The organism is Gluconacetobacter dulcium (genome assembly GCF_014174165.1).
In the GTDB taxonomy this organism is placed as follows: Bacteria; Pseudomonadota; Alphaproteobacteria; order Acetobacterales; family Acetobacteraceae; genus Gluconacetobacter; species Gluconacetobacter dulcium.
Genome location: NZ_JABEQN010000003.1, coordinates 160,879 through 179,215, shown reverse-complemented (window position 1 = coordinate 179,215; position 18,337 = coordinate 160,879). Strand labels below are relative to the sequence as shown.

Sequence of the window (18,337 nt, the reverse complement as noted above, 5' to 3'; positions counted from 1 at the left end):
GCGTGTTCAGTCTTCCGTTTTAAATGCCCGAAGGTGCCGAGGCTGCGCGCGCCGACCGACGGTAACAGTTCACCCCGTGCCGCCTTTCTGCCTTGCCATTGGGGGCGATTTTGCTTCTCGATGCAAGCCCGTCAGTGGCGGATCATCTGTGCGAGGAACGTTCGCGCTCTTTCGGTGCGCGGCGCGGTAAAGAATTCTTCGGGGGGTGTGATTTCCAGCACCGCGCCCCGGTCCATGAAGACGATGCGGTCGGCGATATGGCGGGCGAAGCCCATTTCATGGGTTACGCAGACGGTGGTGATTCCCTGCTCGGTCAGATCGCGCATGATGCCGACGATTCCGGAGATGGATTCCGGGTCGAGGGCGGCCGTGGGTTCGTCGAACAGAATGATCTCGGGGTTCATGCACAGGGCGCGGGCGATCGCGACGCGCTGCTGTTGGCCGCCCGAAAGCTGGATCGGGAATTTGTCGGCCTGTTCGGCGATATTGACCTGCGAGAGATAGCGGCGGGCCGTGGCCTTGGCATCGGATGTCCCGACGCCCCGCACCAGCCGAGGCGCCAGCGTGCAATTGTCGAGAACGCTGAGATGAGGAAACAGATTATAGTTCTGGAACACCATGCCGACCGAGCCGCGCAACGCCGTAAGGTCCGTGCGGTCATCGATGACGCGGCCGTCGATCATCAGAACCCCGCTGTCATGTGGCTCGATGCGGTTGAGACAGCGGATGAAGGTGGATTTGCCCGATCCCGACGGTCCGAGTACCACGATCCTCTCGCCCTTGCGGACATCGAGATCGACCCGATCGAGAGCGAGGTAATCTTTGTAGAACTTGCTCAGTCCACGGATCGAGATCCGCGCGGTCGGGTCGGGGGAGGTGCTAAGCTGCATCGGCGGACGCCTTGTCACGGTCGGCCCAGACGAAGCGACGTTCGATCCGCTTTTGCAGGAACAGAAAGAAGAAGACCATCGCCAGATAATAGACCAGGGCGGCGGCATAATATTCGGTAAACTGGAACGTGCGGGCCACCTGAATCTGGGTAACGGCCAGAAGCTCCTGCAACGAGATGACCGAAGCGAGCGAGGTCGTCTTCAACAGGCTGATGAATTCGTTGATGGTGGGCGGAAGGGCGATGCGTAGCGCCTGCGGAAAGATGACGTGGCGGTATGTCTGCGCCGTCGTCATGCCCAGGGCGTCGGCGGCCAGGACCTGGCCCGGATCGACGGCGCGCAGCGCGGCACGGTTGATTTCAACCTGATAGGCGGATTCATTGATCGACAGGGAGAGCCAGGTTGCCAGAAACGGGGTGAACCAGTGCTCACGGAAGATGGGGAAAAATTGCGGCAGCGCGTTCCAGATGAACAGCAGTTGCAGAAGCGTCGGTGCCCCCCGGAATATGGCGACATAGAGACCGAGCAGCCTTCTGACGATCGAATCCCGGCCGTTCAGCTTCATGGCCATGGGGACCGAGATGATGATGGCCGTCAGGTGCGAAAGGATGGCGATGACCAGCGTCAGTGCGGCGCCCTTGAGGAAGGCTGTCGAGAACAGGGCGCTGAAGAACGTGGCGAAATCGAAGCGCGATGACGCTTTCCGGTCGGTGAAGACGCTCTGATGGTCGCCCGATATGCCCCATTTCCTTGCCATGGCGGAGAGTTCGCCCTGTCGGGTCAGGTCGTCGATCGCCGTCTGCAAAAGTTCGGTGTCGTGCGCATCATTGCGGATATAGACGGCGAATTGATGAAAATCCGCATAGTCCGGCGTCAGGATGATGGTAACTTTTCCGCCCAGTTGCTTCTGTCGGTAGTAGAGTTCGACATCCTGGCTGACGAAAGCATGGGCGCGCCCGATCAGGACCTGCTGCACGACCTGATCTTCCGTCGGGTATTGTTGCAGGATGATCGGTAGCCGTCCGGCCGCGCGCAGGCGATCATTCTCCCGTTCGATCTGCGCGGCGTAGCTGGTGCCGGACTGGACGGCGACGGTCTGGCCGGACAGATCGGCCATGGTGCGGATTTTCGGTGTGCCGACGCGGGCGACGGCCACCACGCTGGAGTCCAGATAGGCCACCGCATCATAATTCCGCAGTCGGCCTGCCTGCCGCAGGACGCCGCTGATGACCATGCCGCAACGCTGGGCGGAGAGGCTGGGGAACAGCCCTTCGAAATCCATCGTCTGGGGCACAAGCGGGACATGCCAGTAGGCCGCGAGGCGCCGGGCGAGGTCGATATCCATCCCGGCCAGGGCATTGGTGTCGGACCCGTTGACGAACGTCATCGGTGGCAGGGTGGGGTTGGTACAGAGCGTCAATTGTCCGTCATGCACGAAACTTGGGAGATCGTCGGCATGTGCCCGCGCGGCGGGCAGGATGAGGGCCAGAACGAATGGAGCCGCCAGGCATATGCGGCGCCATGGAGCGGCCCGCCGTGTGATGCGCTGAAGGGCTGGTGTACGCCGGGATCTGGATAAAGCGAGGGCGGGCGGGCAGGTGCTCGGCAAGCGGGACCATCCTTCGTATGGCGGCATGACGCGGAACGGCTACCGGAATCATAGGCGGAATGGTCCGGCTGGCGCCAGCCGGATAGCGACCCTATATGCTATTTCGGTTGGTTCTTGATTTGCGAAGACCTGAAGAGAACGCCCCTCGATTTAAATCGTGTATCCTGTATCTCCTGCTTGGATTGGTGAAGAACAGGATCGGGCTCGCTTTACATTCGAGCGGAAGGAGAATGGGATATGACGTCGAACCGGTGGTTCATCGACAGCGAAACCGGCGAATTGTCGGATGTTCTTTTATGCCCGCCCGACAATTATAACTGGATACCCAGCAACGACATCGCGATCCAGACCATGGCGAAGGGCGTACGGATCGACCGGGGTGCCCTGGCGGCACAGTTCGGCGAGCTGGTCTCAGCCCTGGAAGGGGCGGGGGCGGCCTGCCATTTCCTCAAGCCGCGCGCGGGCATGCCCTATCAGGTCTATACGCGCGACAGTTCGCAGACCACGCCCTGGGGCACGGTCGTTACCCGCATGATGCGCCCCGAGCGCAAGGCGGAAGAGGGAGAGATCCGCACGTTCTACGAGCCGGACGATATCTGGAAGAGCGCGACCCAGGGCCATATCGAAGGGGGCGATATCCATATCATCCGTCCCGGTCTGGTGGCCGTGGGCGTGACGGGCGGCCGCACGGATCAGGCCGGCGCGCGCGAATTCCTGGGCTGGTTCGAGGATGCCGGCTGGACGACGCGGATGATCCATTTTCCGGAACATTTCCTGCATCTGGATGTCATTTTCACGATGGTGACAGAAAACCTGGCCATCGCGGCGACTGACGTGCTGGATGACGAGGATCTCGACTGGTTCCGCGCGCAGGGCATCCGTCTGCTGCCGGTCAGCTACAAGGAAGCGATGCGGGACATGGGCTGCAACGTGCTGGCGCTCGGTCGCGACCGTGTGGTGAGCCCGCGCCATTCGAAGCGCATCAACGAGATGCTGCGGGCCGAGGGGCTGACCGTGATCGACCCCGAGTTGAACCAGTTCTCACAGGGCGGGGGCAGCATCCATTGCATGACGATGCCGCTGCGCCGCGCCTCGCTCGCCGCCGGCTGAGGCCGTGCCGGCGGCCGATGTGCCGCCGGAGCGTTTCAAACAACACCTTATAATGCGAACAGGCCCGCCTCCAGATGGGGGCGGGCCTGTATCGCTGACGTGCTGGACATGCATTCATCATGTCCCCGCGTCCGCTTTGGACGCAGGGACATGATTGCGGCAGCGGCTTAGCGACGCCACCAGCCGGTCCGGCGTGCCGGGGCAGGGGTGGCATCGTCGATGACGATCGGCTGCACCACCGGTCCGTCCGCTGTCTCAGCCTTGGGGGCCGCTTCGGCATCCATCGCGGCTGCCTTCGTAGCCTTTGCCCGTGCGGGGGCCTTGCGGGCTCGCTTGGGTTTTGCGGGGGCAGGATCGGCCAGTTCGGCGCTCGTGTCGGCTGCTTCCACGGGGGTCGCTTCGACCTTCTCGACCTTCTCGGCTTTCGTGGTCTTGCGGGCCTTGGTGCCGGTCGTCGCGCGTGTCGCCGGCTTGCGGCCGGGCTTTTTCTTCTCCGGCGCTTCCTTCACGACATCGGCGACCTCTTCCGGAGCCTCGACAGGCGCCTCTTCGGCCACGTCCTCAACCGGGGCCGCAGTCTTGACCGTGCGCCGACGGCGCGTCCGCGTCGGCGTGGCGGGTGCCTCCACTACCGGCTCGGCGCTTTCGGCCGGTGCCTCAGGGGCTGCGACCACCGGTGCGGGCTCCGCCGCCGCCTCGACCGTGGCGGGTTCGACCGCTGCCGGTTCGGCGTCCACGCTCTTGCGGGTCCGCGGGCTCCGGCGGCGGCGCGGCTTGGGGGCGTCCTCACCGGGCTCGGCCGTGGGCACGGTTTCGGGTGCTGCTTCCACCACCGTTTCCGCCACCACGGCCACCGGCACGGCTTCGGGCTCCGACACCGCGAGCGTCTCGGCGATATCGACGATCTCCGTCGGTTCGGGGGCCGGGCGCCGGGCCGGGGGCACCACAGGCAGGGCGGCTTCGGTCGACTGTTCGATCACGTCGAAGATGTCGATGATGCCGTTGCCGAACGGGTTGGCCGGCGTCGGGCCGCGATACGGAGCGTCCACCGCTTTGGGTTCGCGCCGGTCACGCCGACGGCGCGGGCGGTCACGGCCCTCATCCTCGCGTTCCCGGAGAACGGGCACTTCGGGAGCCGGTTCGCTCGTCGTGACGACGGGCTCGACGGTGTCGTCGTCCGACTCATCGTCCTCGCCATTGCCATCGAGAAGAGCCGACTGAGGCGCGCCATCGACGGTCCGTTCGCCGTTCCGCCGACGCCGACGCCGACGGCGACGCCGGCGATGGTCGGTCCCGTCTTCCGCGCCTTCGGTGGCGCGAGGGGCTTCCTCGACGGCGGCGGGGGCTTCAGCCTGGATCGGGATCTCGCGCACCGCGGGGGCGGGCGCATCGGCCTCGATTTCAGCTTCGGTCTCGATCGGTTCGGCAAGCGTGGCCTGCGCCACCGGTTCGAATCGCTCGGTCTGGGGCCGCACGCGCTCGATGCGCAACTGAGGCGGCAGCAGCGAAGCGTCGGGTGAGAACACCACGCGCATCTTGTGCCGCTTCTCGATCTCGTCGAGCCACGCGCGCTTGTTGTTGAGGATATACAGCGCGATCTCGGCGGCGACATGGACCGTGATCTCGGCCGCGCGGCGGCGGGCGCCTTCTTCCTCGATCGCACGCAGCACATGCAGCGCCGCGCTTTCGGTGCCGCGGATGATGCCCGTGCCCTGGCAATGCGGGCAGGGGGTGAAGCTCGATTCCGTGATCGAGGGCCGCAGACGCTGCCGCGACATCTCCAGCAGGCCGAAATGCGAAATCGAACCGACCTGAATCCGCGCGCGATCGGTCCGCAGCGCGTCTTTCAGACGCCGCTCGACCATCGCATTGTGCTTGCGGCTTTCCATGTCGATGAAATCGATGACGATCAGGCCGGCGAGATCGCGCAGACGCAACTGGCGAGCCACTTCCTCGGCGGCTTCCAGATTGGTGCGCAGCGCCGTTTCCTCGATATTGCGCTCGCGGGTCGACCGGCCCGAATTGACGTCGATCGCCACCAGCGCCTCGGCCTGGTTGATGACCAGATAACCGCCCGAGCGCAACTGCACCGTCGGCGACAGCATCGAATCCAGCAGGCCCTCGACATTGAAATGCGAGAACAGCGGCTGGGCGCCATCGCGCCAGCATTTCACCTTCGGCGCGCTCTGCGGCATCAGCATGCGCATGAAGTCGCGCGCCGATTTCCAGCCAGGCTCGCCATCCACCAGGATCTCGGTCACGTCGCGGGTATAGATGTCGCGGATCGCGCGCTTGATCAGGCTGGCTTCCTCATAGATCAGCGCGGGCGCCACCGAATTCATCGTCAGGTCGCGGATGTCGTCCCACAGCCGCAGCAGATATTCGCAGTCGCGCATGATCTCGGGCCGGGGGCGCTGGGCACCCGCCGTGCGTACGATCATGGCCATGCCGCGCGGAATCTGCAGTTCCGCGATCACGTCCTTCAGGCGCCGCCGGTCGGCGACCGACGTGATCTTGCGTGACACGCCGCCGCCCCGCAGCGAATTGGGCATGAGCACGCAATAGCGGCCGGCCAGCGAAATATAGGTGGTCAGCGCAGCACCCTTGTTGCCGCGTTCCTCCTTGACCACCTGGACCAGCAGAACCTGGCGGCGCCGGATCACTTCCTGGATCTTGTAGTTGCGCAGGAAGCGGGCGATGCGGCGCTGTACCATGCTCTCGTCGCCGGTATCGGTCTCGCCGCCGACGGTTTCCGGCATCGGTTCCGCCTCGCCGTCAGGCGCGTCCTCGGCCGGAGCGTCCGCCATCGCGGGCGCTGCATCGGCATCGGCGTCGTCGTCAGCCTGGGCTTCCTCGGCGCGGGCTTCCTCTTCCTGAAGGGCCAGCAGCTTCTCCCGATCCGCGACCGGAATCTGGTAATAATCCGGGTGGATCTCGCTGAAGGCCAGGAAGCCGTGGCGGTTGCCGCCATATTCGACGAAGGCGGCCTGCAGGCTGGGTTCTACCCGGATGACCTTGGCCAGATAGATATTGCCCTTGAGCTGCTTCTTGGCCGAAGCCTCGACGTCGTAATCTTCGAGCCTGTTACCATCCATCACGACCACGCGGGTTTCTTCCGCGTGTGTCGTGTCGATCAGCATGCGCTTGGTCATTAAAAACGGAACTCCGGAATGCCCGCTCCTGCCGTCTGTCCGGCGTCCTCATGGGGGACGCGCCTTTGCGACGGGGGGGAGGGGCAAAGATGGAAATGGGAGACAATTCGACGGATCCGGAAGCCGTTGCGGCGAAATCCGCGCAGATCATGCCCGCGCGCGTCCCATGTGACGCGCGCTGTACCGGGCTGTCTGCGAACGCGGATCGCGTGGCGTTCATCCATCCTCATCAGGCGGTGACGCACACCTGCGCATGCGCGGTGCGGCGTCGGAATAAAGGGCATCGTCATCCTGCGCCGGCCTTGCGGTCGGGGCGGAGCGGCATCCGTGGTCCGTGGGTCACGGGTGCGGCCTGCCGGATGGGCCAGATCCTGCCGGTCGGGCCGTTTTCCGGCGCCAACAGGCGGAGACCCATCACGGTACAAGCATGACCCAACTGAGCCCGCGCTGCAAGCGCTGTCGCAACGCGCGACGACAGGCTGATGGTCCGCGTCAAAGATTTCCTGCAAGCTGTTGAAATGCAGACGAAGGGAACAGAGTCTGCTATCGTTGCGCGTGGAAATGGCCATAAGGGGCGGTTTCATGGATGCTGATCATTCCGCAGCGCGGCCGGCCGGGCAGGGGCGGCGCGCGATCCTGCTGGCCACCCTGGGCGCGGGGCTGGCCGCGCGGCCAGGCGGCGCGGGGGCGGTCACGCACCGGGCCGCCGCGCATGCGCGGCCGCACCCCCTGCATGCTCCGGCGATCATAGGGCGGGCGGCGGCGCCCCTGCCGCTGATCATGCTCGATCCCGGCCATGGCGGGAAGGATCCCGGCGCGATCGGGGTTTCCGGCACCTACGAAAAACATATCGCCGAGGCCGCCGCCAGCGAACTGCAACGGCAATTACTGGCCAGCGGCGCCTACCGCGTTGCCATGACCAGGACAGACGACCGCTTCATCCCGCTGGAAGGGCGGGTGGAGATCGCGCACGCGCACAGTGCGTCGCTGTTCATTTCCATGCATGCCGACGCACTGACCGACCGGTCGGTACGTGGGGCCAGCGTCTATACGTTGTCGGGGCAGGCTTCCGACGCCCAGAGCGCGGCCCTGGCGCGGACCGAAAACAGCGCCGACCGGTTCGGCGGCCCGCGTGTGCATGCCAATTCGCCCGAAGTGGCGGCGATCCTGGCCAGCCTGGTGACGGAGGAAACGCGGCGCGGGGCCGCGCACATGGCCGCCAGCGTGGTGGATTCCTTCAGGCCCCGGATCGGCCTGCTGACCCATCCGGCACGCCATGCGGCGTTCGTCGTGCTGAAATCGGCCGACATTCCGTCAGTTCTGGTAGAGATGGGGTTCATGTCCAACCGGATGGACGAGGCCGCGCTGCGTCAGGCGGGGCATCGAATGATGGTTGCCGGCGCGATGAAGCAGGCGGTCGACCGCTATTTCGCCTCGGCCGGCGGCGTGACCCGTCTGACCGGCTGACGCGCGTGGGGGGCGCCCGTCCTCCAATCCTCCGCTGCGGAGTGTCCGAATGGTCCGACGATCTTGCGTGGTCATCCTCAACGGCGTCGGCAGCGTCGGCAAAAGTTCCGCCGCGCGGGCATTCCAGGAGCTGACGGAGCGGCCTTTCCTGCATGTCGCAATGGACGATTTCATCGGCATGCTGCCGCCCCGCCTGTTGGGCCATCCAGACGGTCTGGCGTTCGTACCCGAGATCGCGGATGGTTACCCTGCGATGGCCATTCGCGGCGGCCCGGTGATGGGGCGCCTGATGCACGGCATGCGCCACGCCGTGGCGGCGCTGGCGGGGCAGGGGAACGACCTGATCGTGGACGACGTGATGCTCGATGCCGCTGACGCGCGCGCCTATCGGGCATTGCTGGCGGGTTGTGACGTGCGTCTGGTCGGGCTGTTCGCGCCGCTGGAGGTTCTTGAAGAGCGGGAGCGCGCGCGGGGCGACCGCGCGATCGGCCTGGCGCGCTGGCAGTACGGCCGCGTGCATCGCAACATGGACTACGATCTGGAACTGGATACGGCCGGCATGACGCCCGTGCAGGTCGCGCAGGGCATTCGCGACGCCTTCGCCTTGTGATGGCGTACGGGCTGGTTGTCCTCGCCCGATAATTCTGTTGCAATCGGCGGATCGGCCTGTATGGTGCCGCCCATGAATTCCGCAACGATCATGACGGCAGGCTTGTCGGGCGCAGTGGCGCCGGCCCTGTCGCGTGCCCGTGGTCGGGTCGCCCTTCTCCTTAGCCTTCGACTTATCTGCCCCTGAGCGTTCAGGGTCGGCTTGGTGCCGGCGCGCCCAGGGGAGATCGCGGGGGATGCCCCGTATGCGAGGAGCCAACGCCGCATCGGCGTTTGCAGGCGAACATTCCGGACCTGTCCGAGGTATTTCATGACAATCGACCATCCGTCCTTCGGCCGTATTGACGACGACCGGGTCATCATCTTCGACACGACCCTGCGCGACGGCGAACAATCTCCCGGCTTCTCGATGAATCTGGCCGAGAAGCTCCGGATGGCGGAAGCCCTGGCCGAGTTGGGCGTCGATGTCATCGAGGCCGGCTTTCCGGTAGCCTCGAAGGGCGATTTCGAGAGCGTGCATCAGATCGCCTCCACCATCCGTGGCCCGGTGATCTGCGCCCTGGCCCGCAGCGGCGGCAAGAACGACATCGCCAGCGCGGGCGAGGCCATCCGCCCGGCGGAACGCGGCCGCATTCATAATTTCATCTCCACCTCGCCGCTGCACATGAAATACAAGCTGCGGATGGAGCCGGAGACGGTGCTGGAACTGATTGTCGCCGGCAACAAGGCGGCGCGTCAGTTCACGGACGATGTCGAATGGTCGGCCGAGGACGGTTCGCGTACCGACCCGGATTTCCTGTGCCGTTGCGTCGAAGCCGCGATCAAGGCCGGGGCGACCACCATCAACATCCCCGATACCGTCGGTTATGCGACGCCGGAAGATATGGCCCGGATCTTCGCCGACCTGAAGGCGCGTGTTCCCGGCGCGGACACGGTGATCTTCTCGGCCCATAATCATAATGATCTGGGCCTGGGTGTCGCCAACACCATCGCCGCGCTGGCGGCCGGTGCGCGACAGATCGAATGCACGATCAACGGCATCGGCGAACGCGCGGGCAATGCGGCGCTGGAAGAAATCGTGATGGCGCTGCGGACGCGTCAGGATGTACTGCCCTACAAAACGGGCATCCAGACGCAGAACCTGCTGCGAACCTCGCGGATGCTGGCGACGATCACCGGATTCGATGTGCAGCCCAACAAGGCGATCGTCGGACGCAACGCCTTCGCGCATGAAAGCGGCATCCATCAGGATGGCGTGCTGAAGAACGCCGCCACCTACGAGATCATGACCCCGGAGAGCGTAGGCTGGACCCGGTCGTCGCTGGTGCTGGGCAAGCATTCGGGCCGTGCGGCCTTCCGCGACAAGCTGAAGGCCATGGGCTATGGCGAGATGGACGATGCGCATCTGAACGATGCCTTCGCACGCTTCAAGGACCTGGCCGACCGCAAGAAGGTCGTCTACGACGAAGACCTGGTCGCCCTGGTGGATGACGAAGCGCGCGATCACGCCCGCATCCGCTTCGTTTCCCTGGATATCGAGGCCGGTTCCCGCCGCCCGGCGCGCGCGGCCCTGACGCTGGATATCGACGGAGAGACGCGAAGCGCCGAGGCAAACGGGCAGGGGCCGGTCGATGCGGCGTTCAACGCCGTGCGGGCAATCTTCCCTCACGACGCCAGCCTGCAACTCTATTCAGTCGGAGCGGTGACCGAAGGCAGCGACGCGCAGGCGCGCACGACCGTTCGGCTGGAAGAGAGCGGCAAGCTGGTCGATGGCCAGGGCGCGGACAGCGACACGCTGGTTTCCGCCGTCAGGGCCTATGTCCATGCCCTGAACAAATTGCTGGTCAAACGTGCCCGGACCGAGCCCGAGGCGCTGAGCGCGACCATCTGATAGCTGGTATCGCGGACTGAGCGGACAGGCGGGGCCTCTTTCGGGAGGCCCCGTTTTTTTTATGCCGGGTCAGTAATCGTAATAGCCCGCGGGTGGCGGCGGGGGCGGCGGCGGCGGATAGCCCGGCGGCGGGTAGGATGGCTGCCCATATGGCCCGTATTGTCCGTAGCCAGGGGCCGCGTAACCTCGCGACGGATAATAATATTGTCGCGGCCGGTTCGGCGTGGTGGCGGCGCCGGTTGCCGCGCCGACCGCGCCACCGGCCAGTGCGCCGATCGCGGCCCCCGGGCCTCCGCCCGCCAGTGCGCCGATCGCCGCGCCGCCGCCAGCGCCGATCAGGCCGCCGCCGAGCGCACGTTGGCCGGGATCATATGGATTGCTGCACGCCGCAAGCGACACGGCCACGACGCTCAGTGTCAGGACGCCGGCCTTGCGGATGAGGCCACGGGTTGGAACGGCGGAAGTGCGGGGAGGGCTCATGGAATTCTCGTGGTTTCAGTCCCGTACGGGACCATGGATATCAAAGGATACGCCGGATTGCGTGCTCTCCCCATCGCTGGACGATGGAGAGAGCCAGTGTCGCCGGCGGATCGGTAATCCGGCTTAATATCTGCGGCGGGACGGCGGATTGGGCGTGGTGGCGGCTCCGGTGGCGGCTCCGAGCGCGCCGCCGCCGAGGGCACCGATCAGGGCGCCTCTTCCTCCGCCAGCCAGTCCACCGATTGCAGCACCGCCGCCCGCGCCGATCAGCGCGCCCGTTCCGGCGCGTGCACCGGGATCGTATGGGTTGCCGCAACCCGCCAGCGCCAGGAGCCCGGCACCGAGCAGGGCTGCGCGAGTGAAGAGAGAGGCTTGGGTGCGGATCGTCATGATCGTCTTCCTTGTCGAGAGGCCACGCTGTTTGCCAGCTACGGGGTAATGTCTTCCGATGCCATGAGTTTCCATGCAGGTCATGTGCGTGGCGGGGCGTTCCGGTGGCGAAAAAAAGGCGACCCGCGTTTTTTCGCCGGTCGTTTCCCTCTGGCGGGAAGAGTGGCCTGAGGCAGATATGGGCATGGAGCCTGTCTTTTTCATGGTCGGAAGAGGGTGACGGCCTGAAAAGCACGAATTAATGTCGCTGGGCCTTGCCCGTGTTCTGTAGCCCCGGTAAGCCCTCGGCCTGATCCAACCGATTGGGGCGCGTCCCGACGGACTGCTGTTCGGCAGGTCGTGCGCGCGCCATTTCGGATCATGTGCCGCCGTGTCGTGCTTGTTTGTCGGGAGTTCTGGATGTTTGCTCGTCTGCTGGGTCTCTTATCGGCCGATATGGCCATCGACCTCGGCACGGCCAATACCCTTGTTTATGTCAAGGGACGTGGCGTTGTCCTGAACGAACCGTCGGTGGTCGCCATCGCCGATGTGCGCGGCAAGAAGCAGGTGCTGGCGGTCGGCGAGGAAGCCAAGCAGATGGTCGGGCGCACGCCGGGCAACATCACGGCCATCCGCCCCCTGCGCGACGGGGTGATCGCCGATTTCGAGGTTGCGGAGGAAATGATCAAGCATTTCATCCGCAAGGTGCATAACCGGCGGATGTTCGCCAGCCCGCTGATCATCGTCTGCGTGCCGTCCGGCTCCACGGCCGTCGAGCGCCGGGCAATCCAGGAAAGTGCCGAGAGCGCCGGCGCGCGCAAGGTGTTCCTGATCGAGGAGCCGATGGCGGCCGCGATCGGCGCCGGCCTGCCGGTGACCGAGCCTTCGGGCAGCATGATCGTCGATATCGGTGGCGGCACCACCGAGGTCGCCGTGATCTCGCTGGGTGGCATCGTCTATGCGCGTTCGGCCCGCGTCGGCGGCGACAAGATGGATGAGGCGATTATCTCCTACATCCGGCGCAATCATAATCTGCTGATCGGCGAAAGCTCGGCCGAGCGTATCAAGATCGAACTGGGCTCGGCGCTGCCGCCCGACGATCCCGACGACCATGGTGGCTGGCGCGAGGTCAAGGGGCGCGACCTGATCAACGGCGTCCCGCGCGAGGTGGTGGTGTCGCAGGCGCAGATCGCCGAAAGCCTGGCCGAGCCTGTCAGCCAGATTGTCGACGCGGTGACGACGGCGCTGGAGAACACGCCGCCCGAACTGTCGGCCGATATCGTGGACAAGGGTATCGTCCTGACGGGTGGCGGCGCCCTGCTTTATCGTCTGGACGACGTGCTGCGCCGGGCCACCGGCCTGCCGGTCACGGTCGGCGAGGATGCGCTCTCCTGCGTGGCGCTCGGGACTGGACGCGCCCTGGAAGAGATGAAACGTTTGAAGAATGTCCTGACCAGCATGTATTGACGGCAGGCGAAACGCGGGGGGCCGAGGCGATGAACGTCCGGCATAATGAGGGCTGCGACTGGCGCGGGTACGCACGATACCCGGCAGGTCGGTCATGATTCCGCTATCCATCACCTTGCGTCAGGCGCTGGAGCGGCTGGTTCTTCCGATTCTGATCGTTGCGGCGCTGGGGATCATCCTGCTCGGGCAGGCGGACCGCAGCCTGACCGAACGGGTGCGCATGGGATTGGCCGATATCCTGGCTCCCGCGTACGGGCTGGTTGTCTGGCCGCAGGAACAGGCGCGCACGCTGCTGGATCGCATGCGCGACATGGGCCGAATCGAAGCCGAAAATCAGCGCCTGCGCGCGGAAAACGCCAATCTTCGACATTGGTACGATGTCGCGGCCGCGCTGGCCGATGAAAACGCGTCGCTGAAGGCCAATCTGCACTGGATGCCCGATCCCTCGCCCTCCTTCGTCACGGGGCGGGTCGTTCGCGATACCAGCGGCCTGTATGCGCGCAGCGTGCTGGTGGCCGCCAATGTCGATGCGGGAATCCATAAGGACGAAATCGTGCTCGACGGTTCCGGCCTGGTGGGGCGCGTGACCGAGATCGGCAGCCGGTCGGTGCGTGTCCTGCTGATCACCGATGCGTCCAGCCGCATACCGGTCAGACTGGAAGTCAGTCACGGGGCCGCTATAATGGCCGGCGATAATTCGGGTACGCCTCGCCTTATCTACTATCCCCAGGACAATCCTCCTATCGAGGGAGAGCGCGTCGTCACCAATGGCGAGATCGACACAATGCCTCCGGGCCTGCCCGTCGGGCAGATCCATTATGTTCGTCCTGGCCAGCCGGTCGTCATCCCCTTCGCGTCACTGGGGCATCTCGACATCGTCCGGGTCTTTGATTATGGGCGCTCCACTGTCGTCCCCCCCGATGCGCCGGGGCGGATTCCGGTGCGGCGCCCGGCCGATTCCCTCTCGCTCCCCTTTCCCTCCCCACTCCGCCGTGGATGAGAGTGTGCATGGATGACGCCCGACCAGGCTCCAGAGTTCCAACCAGGCATCCAGCCTCGGCCCAGCCTGTGGCGGCGGCTGGACATATTGTCGCGTCGCGGCCTGCCGGCGGTGCTGACGGCGCTGGCTGTCCTGCTGCTGTCCGCGCCATTCGGCGTGCCCGGACAGGCCGAACTGCTGCCGGGCATCCTGCTGTCGTCGGTCTTCTTCTGGTCGGTGTTCCGGCCGGCCTCGATGTCGTCGCCCATTGTGTTCCTGCTGGGCATATTGGTCGATCTGCTGGGGTTCGGGCCGCCGGGCGTGATGCTTCTGGTGGTGCTGCTCGTGCATGGGGTGGCGCTGTCGGGGCGTTACGGCTTTTCGCGGGCGCATATCCTCCTGCTGTGGCTGGTGTTCGCCGGGGTATCGCTGGGGGCGACGGCGTTGCAATGGGGGCTGATTTCCGCACTGTCGCTGCATCTGGTGCCGGCGATCGCCTTCGCGTTCCAATGGGTGCTCGGGGTGGGCCTGTTTCCGCTTCTCTGCGTGGTGTTCAGTACCATGGGGCGTTCGATCGCCAACCCGGATCGGGCCTGATGGCGGTTTCCCAGTTTACCCGGATCGGAATGGGCTGATGATCGGGCGGCGCAAAACCTTGCAGCGTCTGATGTCGCGGCCCGATGCCGACACGCCGTCGCGCGGGGTCTTTACCCGGCGCGCCCTGGTGGTGCTGGGGGCGCAGATGGCGGCTTTCGGCCTGCTGGGGCACCGGCTCTACGGGTTGCAGGTGCTGGAAGGCGATCATTTCGCCCGGATGGCCGAGAATAACCGTGTCAGCCGTCGTCTGATCGCCCCGCCACGCGGGCGCGTGGTCGACCGGTTCGGGATTGCCGTGGCCGCCAACAAGGTCAATTGGCGCGCCCTGCTGCTGCCCGAGGAAACCAGCGACATTCCAGGCACGCTGGATCGCTTCTCCGCCCTCGTGCCGATCGAGGCCAGGGACCGGGCGCGCATCGAGCGCGAGATCCGGCACAAGCGGCGTTTTATCCCGGTCATGCTGCACGATTTCCTGTCGTGGGACGACATGGCGCGGATCGAGCTGAACGCGCCCTCGCTCCCCGGTGTGCTGATTGATGTCGGGACCACCCGGAACTATCCGTTCGGGCCGCTGCTGGCGCATGTGGTGGGTTATGTGGCCCCCCCCGGCGAAAAGGACGTGGCGCAGGACCAGACGCTGGCGCTCCCCGGCATGCGGGTGGGGCGGGCGGGCATCGAACAGACGCAGGACGGGCTGCTGCGCGGCCAGGTCGGCGCGGTCGAGGTGGAGGTCAACGCGGTCGGCCGCCTGATGTCCGAACTGTCGCGGGACGAGGGGCAGCCGGGCGACGAAATCACCCTGACCATCGATTCGGGTTTGCAGCAGGCCGTGCTGGGGCGGATCGGCGACCAGTCGGCCAGCGCGGTGGTGATGGATTGCCGCAATGGCGAAGTCCTGGCCATGGTCAGCAACCCCTCCTTCGACCCCTCGCTGTTCGACAGCGGGGTCAGCCAGGCGCAATGGCAGGAATGGGCCACCGATCCGCGCACGCCCCTGATCAACAAGGCGGTGGCGGGCGTTTATCCGCCGGGCTCCACGTTCAAGCCGGCGGTGGCGATGGCGGCATTGCAGGCCGGCACCCTGTCGCCGACCGACCGGATCTTCTGCCCCGGCTATCTCGATGTGGGCGGCACGCGCTTCCATTGCTGGTCGCGCTACGGCCACGGGTCGCTGACCCTCAAGGAAGCCCTGAAATTTTCCTGCGACGTCTTCTTCTATGAAGTGGCGCGGCGGACCGGGATGGATGCGATCGCGGCGGCGTCGCACAATTTCGGGCTGGGTACGAACCTGGATATCGAACTGCCGCATACCCGTCCGGGCCTGATCCCGACGCCCGAATGGCGGCGGGCGCATGGCCAGCACTGGAATGGCGGCGATACGATCGTCAGCGGCATCGGCCAGGGCTTCGTGCAGGTGACGCCGCTACAGCTCGCGACCTATGCCTCGCGGATCGCCAGCGGGCGGGCGGTGCAGCCGCATCTGGTGCGCGCGGTCTCCGGCCGGCTGGGCGCGAGTGCCGAGGGGAGCCATTGGCCGGCGCTGGACATGCCCGAACCCTTCCTGAACCAGTTGCGGGTCGGCATGTATGCCGTGGTCAATGAGGAGCATGGGTCCGCACCCAAGGCGCGCCTGGATATTCCGGGGGTGCAGATGGCCGGCAAGACCGGGTCGGCACAGGTGCGCCATGTTTCGCGCGCTCTGCGCGAGAGCGGCCATTTCGATTCGTCCTTGCTGCCGTGGGAATACCGGCCCCACGCGTTGTTCATCTGTTTCGCGCCCTATGATGCGCCGCGTTACGCGGCGGCGATCGTCGTGGAACATGGCAATGCGGGGGCGGCGGTCGCTGCCCCGCTGGCGCGCGATATCATGACCGATACGCTGACCCGCGACCCGTCGAACCGCAAGGAACCGCCGGGCCAGGTAGTCGCGGAAGTCGAGGATTTCGGCTAGGGCATCCGCACCGCAAGCCGCTTCGGTGGACATGCTCCAGTGCATTGTGTTTACCGGCCTCTTCACCTGTCTGGCTGCACGCGTTCAAACAGGCTCCGCCCCGGCAGCATCCACCGGGCTCTGGACATGGGTGGACCGGGCGCGCATGTGTGGCCGCCGTCCGCGCGGCATCGCGGGCATGACTCGGGATCGAGAGCATGAATTTCCAGAAACGGCTGCTGCGCGCCGAACCCAATTTCCGCATCCTGGCCAAGCTGTGGCAGGTCAACTGGCTGTATGTGCTGTTGATCTGCGCGTTGGCCATGGTGGGGTATTGCGCGCTGTATTCCGCCGCCGGCGGGTCGTCGCGCCCGTTCGCGGGGCCGCAGACCATCCGCTTTGCCATCGGGCTGGTCATGATGGTCTGCGTGGCGCTGATGAGCCCCCGCGTGCTCACGCGGTTGGCCTGGCCGCTCTATGGTCTGTCGCTGGTGCTGCTGGTCGCCGTGCTGCGCATGGGTCACGTCGGCAAGGGGGCGGAGCGATGGCTCGTGATCGGCGGCGTGCAACTCCAGCCATCGGAACTGGCCAAGATCGCGCTGGTGCTGGTTCTGGCGACCTGGTTTCATCGCGTCAGCTACCGGCGCATGGTCAATCCGCTGTATCTGCTGCCTCCGGCCGCCATGGTGCTGGTGCCGGTGGGGCTGGTGTTGAAGGAGCCCAATCTGGGCACGGGCGTGATCATCGGGGTCGTGGGGGCCACGGTCTTCTTCGGCGCCGGAATGCGCCTGTGGCAGATCGCGCTGCTGCTGCTGCCGCTGCCGTTTCTGGGCAAGCTCGCCTACAGCCATCTGCACGATTACCAGAAGGCGCGCATCACCACCTTCCTCAACCCCGAGAGCGACCCGCTGGGGGCGGGCTACAACATCATCCAGTCGAAGATCGCGCTCGGCTCGGGCGGCATGTGGGGGCAGGGCTACCTGCACGGCACGCAGGGCCAGTTGAACTTCCTGCCTGAAAAGCAGACGGACTTCATCTTCACCATGATCGCCGAGGAATGGGGCTATGTCGGCGGGATCGCGGTAATCGGGCTGCTGATGCTGATGGTGGTCGGCGGCATGCTGATCGCCATGCGCAGCCGCAACCAGTTCGGGCGGTTGCTGGGGTTGGGGATCGCGACCAATTTCTTCCTGTATTGCGCGGTCAACCTGTCGATGGTGATGGGGACGATCCCGGTCGGCGGCGTGCCGTTGCCCCTGATTTCCTACGGCGGTTCGGCCATGCTGACGGTGATGTTCGGCTTCGGCCTGCTGATGTCCGCCTGGGTCCATCGCAACGACCAGTTCGGCGAGGGCGAGGACCGGTCGTGACCGGGCTGCGGCCGGTCGATGAAGCGACCGCGCGTGCCTATCGGCGCAGCCTGTATCGCGCGGGCGGAATTTCGGTGCGGGTCGGCCAGCGCCCGCTGCCCGATGGTCCAGAGGGATCTGGATGGTGGCGGCGGGGCGACGTGGTCTTTATCAGTGCCGCAAATCCGGGCGGCCGCCGTCGGCCGGATGGCTGGAATCGCCGCCGGATGCGGGCTCTGGCGGGGCGTCTCGCGGGCTGCGAACGCCATGAAGGCGAGGGCAGGCTGGGGCAATGGGCCGAGCCATTGTTCGCCGCGTGCCTGCCATTGGCGCGCGCGCGGGTGATTGCCCGCCATTTCGGGCAGAACGCGGTTCTGCTCGTGCGGGACGGCGGTCCGGGGCGGCTGGTATTTCTTGATGGACGCGGATGACATTCTT

15 protein-coding genes are annotated in these 18,337 nt (G+C 65.6%); 10 read left to right on the top strand and 5 right to left on the bottom strand.

Annotated elements, in window-relative coordinates; translation table 11 throughout:
- Window positions 1–131 precede the first annotated feature (131 nt).
- Window positions 132–890 carry an amino acid ABC transporter ATP-binding protein gene (locus HLH25_RS03800; RefSeq protein ID WP_182972805.1) on the bottom strand — a complete coding sequence of 253 codons (759 nt, stop codon included), beginning with the start codon at window positions 888–890 and terminating at the stop codon, window positions 132–134.
- A complete protein-coding gene (locus HLH25_RS03795; protein WP_343065487.1) occupies window positions 880–2,325 on the bottom strand; it encodes an ABC transporter substrate-binding protein/permease in 1,446 nt (481 codons plus the stop codon). The genes HLH25_RS03800 and HLH25_RS03795 overlap by 11 nt, the downstream gene beginning before the upstream one ends.
- A 411-nt stretch (window positions 2,326–2,736) precedes the next feature.
- Here HLH25_RS03795 and HLH25_RS03790 point away from each other — a divergent pair, with 411 nt between their 5' ends.
- Window positions 2,737–3,609 (top strand): dimethylarginine dimethylaminohydrolase family protein, encoded by an 873-nt coding sequence (locus HLH25_RS03790; protein WP_182972803.1) that lies wholly within the window; start codon window positions 2,737–2,739, stop codon window positions 3,607–3,609.
- A gap of 167 nt (window positions 3,610–3,776) precedes the next feature.
- On the opposite strand, the gene HLH25_RS03785 is transcribed toward HLH25_RS03790, so the two are convergent.
- On the bottom strand, window positions 3,777–6,761 hold the full coding sequence (locus HLH25_RS03785) for an Rne/Rng family ribonuclease (RefSeq protein ID WP_182972802.1): 2,985 nt from the start codon (window positions 6,759–6,761) through the stop codon (window positions 3,777–3,779).
- Between the two features lie 561 nt (window positions 6,762–7,322).
- On the opposite strand from HLH25_RS03785, the gene HLH25_RS03780 reads away from it, so the two are divergent.
- The 3 genes from HLH25_RS03780 to HLH25_RS03770 all read left to right on the top strand — a co-directional run bounded on the left by HLH25_RS03780 (window position 7,323) and on the right by HLH25_RS03770 (window position 10,728).
- On the top strand, window positions 7,323–8,228 hold the full coding sequence (locus HLH25_RS03780) for an N-acetylmuramoyl-L-alanine amidase family protein (RefSeq protein WP_182972875.1): 906 nt from the start codon (window positions 7,323–7,325) through the stop codon (window positions 8,226–8,228).
- A gap of 49 nt (window positions 8,229–8,277) precedes the next feature.
- Window positions 8,278–8,838: a chloramphenicol phosphotransferase CPT family protein gene (locus HLH25_RS03775; RefSeq protein WP_182972801.1), complete on the top strand. Its 561-nt coding sequence runs from the start codon at window positions 8,278–8,280 to the stop codon at window positions 8,836–8,838.
- A gap of 309 nt (window positions 8,839–9,147) precedes the next feature.
- Entirely contained in the window at window positions 9,148–10,728 is a 1,581-nt protein-coding gene (locus tag HLH25_RS03770) for a 2-isopropylmalate synthase (RefSeq protein WP_182972800.1), read from the top strand.
- Window positions 10,729–10,797: 69 nt separating this feature from the next.
- Here the strand turns inward: HLH25_RS03770 and HLH25_RS20160 are convergent, their stop codons facing one another.
- The gene (locus HLH25_RS20160; RefSeq protein WP_246401158.1) at window positions 10,798–11,208 is read right to left on the bottom strand and encodes a hypothetical protein; all 411 of its coding nucleotides are present in this window, start codon (window positions 11,206–11,208) and stop codon (window positions 10,798–10,800) included.
- Between the two features lie 123 nt (window positions 11,209–11,331).
- Window positions 11,332–11,598, bottom strand: coding sequence for a cell envelope biogenesis protein OmpA (locus HLH25_RS03760; RefSeq protein ID WP_182972799.1), 267 nt, complete (start codon window positions 11,596–11,598; stop codon window positions 11,332–11,334).
- A gap of 399 nt (window positions 11,599–11,997) precedes the next feature.
- Here HLH25_RS03760 and HLH25_RS03755 point away from each other — a divergent pair, with 399 nt between their 5' ends.
- The 6 genes from HLH25_RS03755 (at window position 11,998) to HLH25_RS03730 (ending at window position 18,330) form a co-directional block, all read left to right on the top strand.
- Window positions 11,998–13,044 (top strand): rod shape-determining protein, encoded by a 1,047-nt coding sequence (locus tag HLH25_RS03755; protein ID WP_114727835.1) that lies wholly within the window; start codon window positions 11,998–12,000, stop codon window positions 13,042–13,044.
- A gap of 94 nt (window positions 13,045–13,138) precedes the next feature.
- The gene (gene mreC, locus HLH25_RS03750; RefSeq protein WP_182972798.1) at window positions 13,139–14,044 is read left to right on the top strand and encodes a rod shape-determining protein MreC; all 906 of its coding nucleotides are present in this window, start codon (window positions 13,139–13,141) and stop codon (window positions 14,042–14,044) included.
- A 12-nt stretch (window positions 14,045–14,056) separates the two neighbouring features.
- A complete protein-coding gene (locus tag HLH25_RS03745; RefSeq protein ID WP_182972797.1) occupies window positions 14,057–14,620 on the top strand; it encodes a hypothetical protein in 564 nt (187 codons plus the stop codon).
- Window positions 14,621–14,657: 37 nt separating this feature from the next.
- Window positions 14,658–16,571, top strand: coding sequence for a penicillin-binding protein 2 (mrdA, locus tag HLH25_RS03740; RefSeq protein ID WP_182972796.1), 1,914 nt, complete (start codon window positions 14,658–14,660; stop codon window positions 16,569–16,571).
- Window positions 16,572–16,768: 197 nt separating this feature from the next.
- Window positions 16,769–17,920, top strand: a complete 1,152-nt coding sequence (rodA, locus tag HLH25_RS03735) for a rod shape-determining protein RodA (RefSeq protein WP_182972795.1) — start codon at window positions 16,769–16,771, stop codon at window positions 17,918–17,920.
- Entirely contained in the window at window positions 17,917–18,330 is a 414-nt protein-coding gene (locus HLH25_RS03730; RefSeq protein ID WP_182972794.1) for a DUF3293 domain-containing protein, read from the top strand. Before rodA ends, HLH25_RS03730 begins: the two co-directional genes overlap by 4 nt.
- Window positions 18,331–18,337 lie beyond the last annotated feature (7 nt).

Bases quoted from the DNA above. Each gene is read 5' to 3' on its own strand.
- HLH25_RS03800 (WP_182972805.1), bottom strand. From the start codon at position 890: ATGCAGCTTAGCACCTCCCCCGACCCGACCGCGCGGATCTCGATCCGT.
- HLH25_RS03790 (WP_182972803.1), top strand. From the start codon at position 2,737: ATGACGTCGAACCGGTGGTTCATCGACAGCGAAACCGGCGAATTGTCG.
- HLH25_RS03785 (WP_182972802.1), bottom strand. From the start codon at position 6,761: ATGACCAAGCGCATGCTGATCGACACGACACACGCGGAAGAAACCCGC.
- HLH25_RS03780 (WP_182972875.1), top strand. From the start codon at position 7,323: ATGGCCATAAGGGGCGGTTTCATGGATGCTGATCATTCCGCAGCGCGG.
- HLH25_RS03775 (WP_182972801.1), top strand. From the start codon at position 8,278: ATGGTCCGACGATCTTGCGTGGTCATCCTCAACGGCGTCGGCAGCGTC.
- HLH25_RS03770 (WP_182972800.1), top strand. From the start codon at position 9,148: ATGACAATCGACCATCCGTCCTTCGGCCGTATTGACGACGACCGGGTC.
- HLH25_RS20160 (WP_246401158.1), bottom strand. From the start codon at position 11,208: ATGAGCCCTCCCCGCACTTCCGCCGTTCCAACCCGTGGCCTCATCCGC.
- HLH25_RS03760 (WP_182972799.1), bottom strand. From the start codon at position 11,598: ATGACGATCCGCACCCAAGCCTCTCTCTTCACTCGCGCAGCCCTGCTC.
- HLH25_RS03755 (WP_114727835.1), top strand. From the start codon at position 11,998: ATGTTTGCTCGTCTGCTGGGTCTCTTATCGGCCGATATGGCCATCGAC.
- mreC (WP_182972798.1), top strand. From the start codon at position 13,139: ATGATTCCGCTATCCATCACCTTGCGTCAGGCGCTGGAGCGGCTGGTT.
- HLH25_RS03745 (WP_182972797.1), top strand. From the start codon at position 14,057: ATGACGCCCGACCAGGCTCCAGAGTTCCAACCAGGCATCCAGCCTCGG.
- mrdA (WP_182972796.1), top strand. From the start codon at position 14,658: ATGATCGGGCGGCGCAAAACCTTGCAGCGTCTGATGTCGCGGCCCGAT.
- rodA (WP_182972795.1), top strand. From the start codon at position 16,769: ATGAATTTCCAGAAACGGCTGCTGCGCGCCGAACCCAATTTCCGCATC.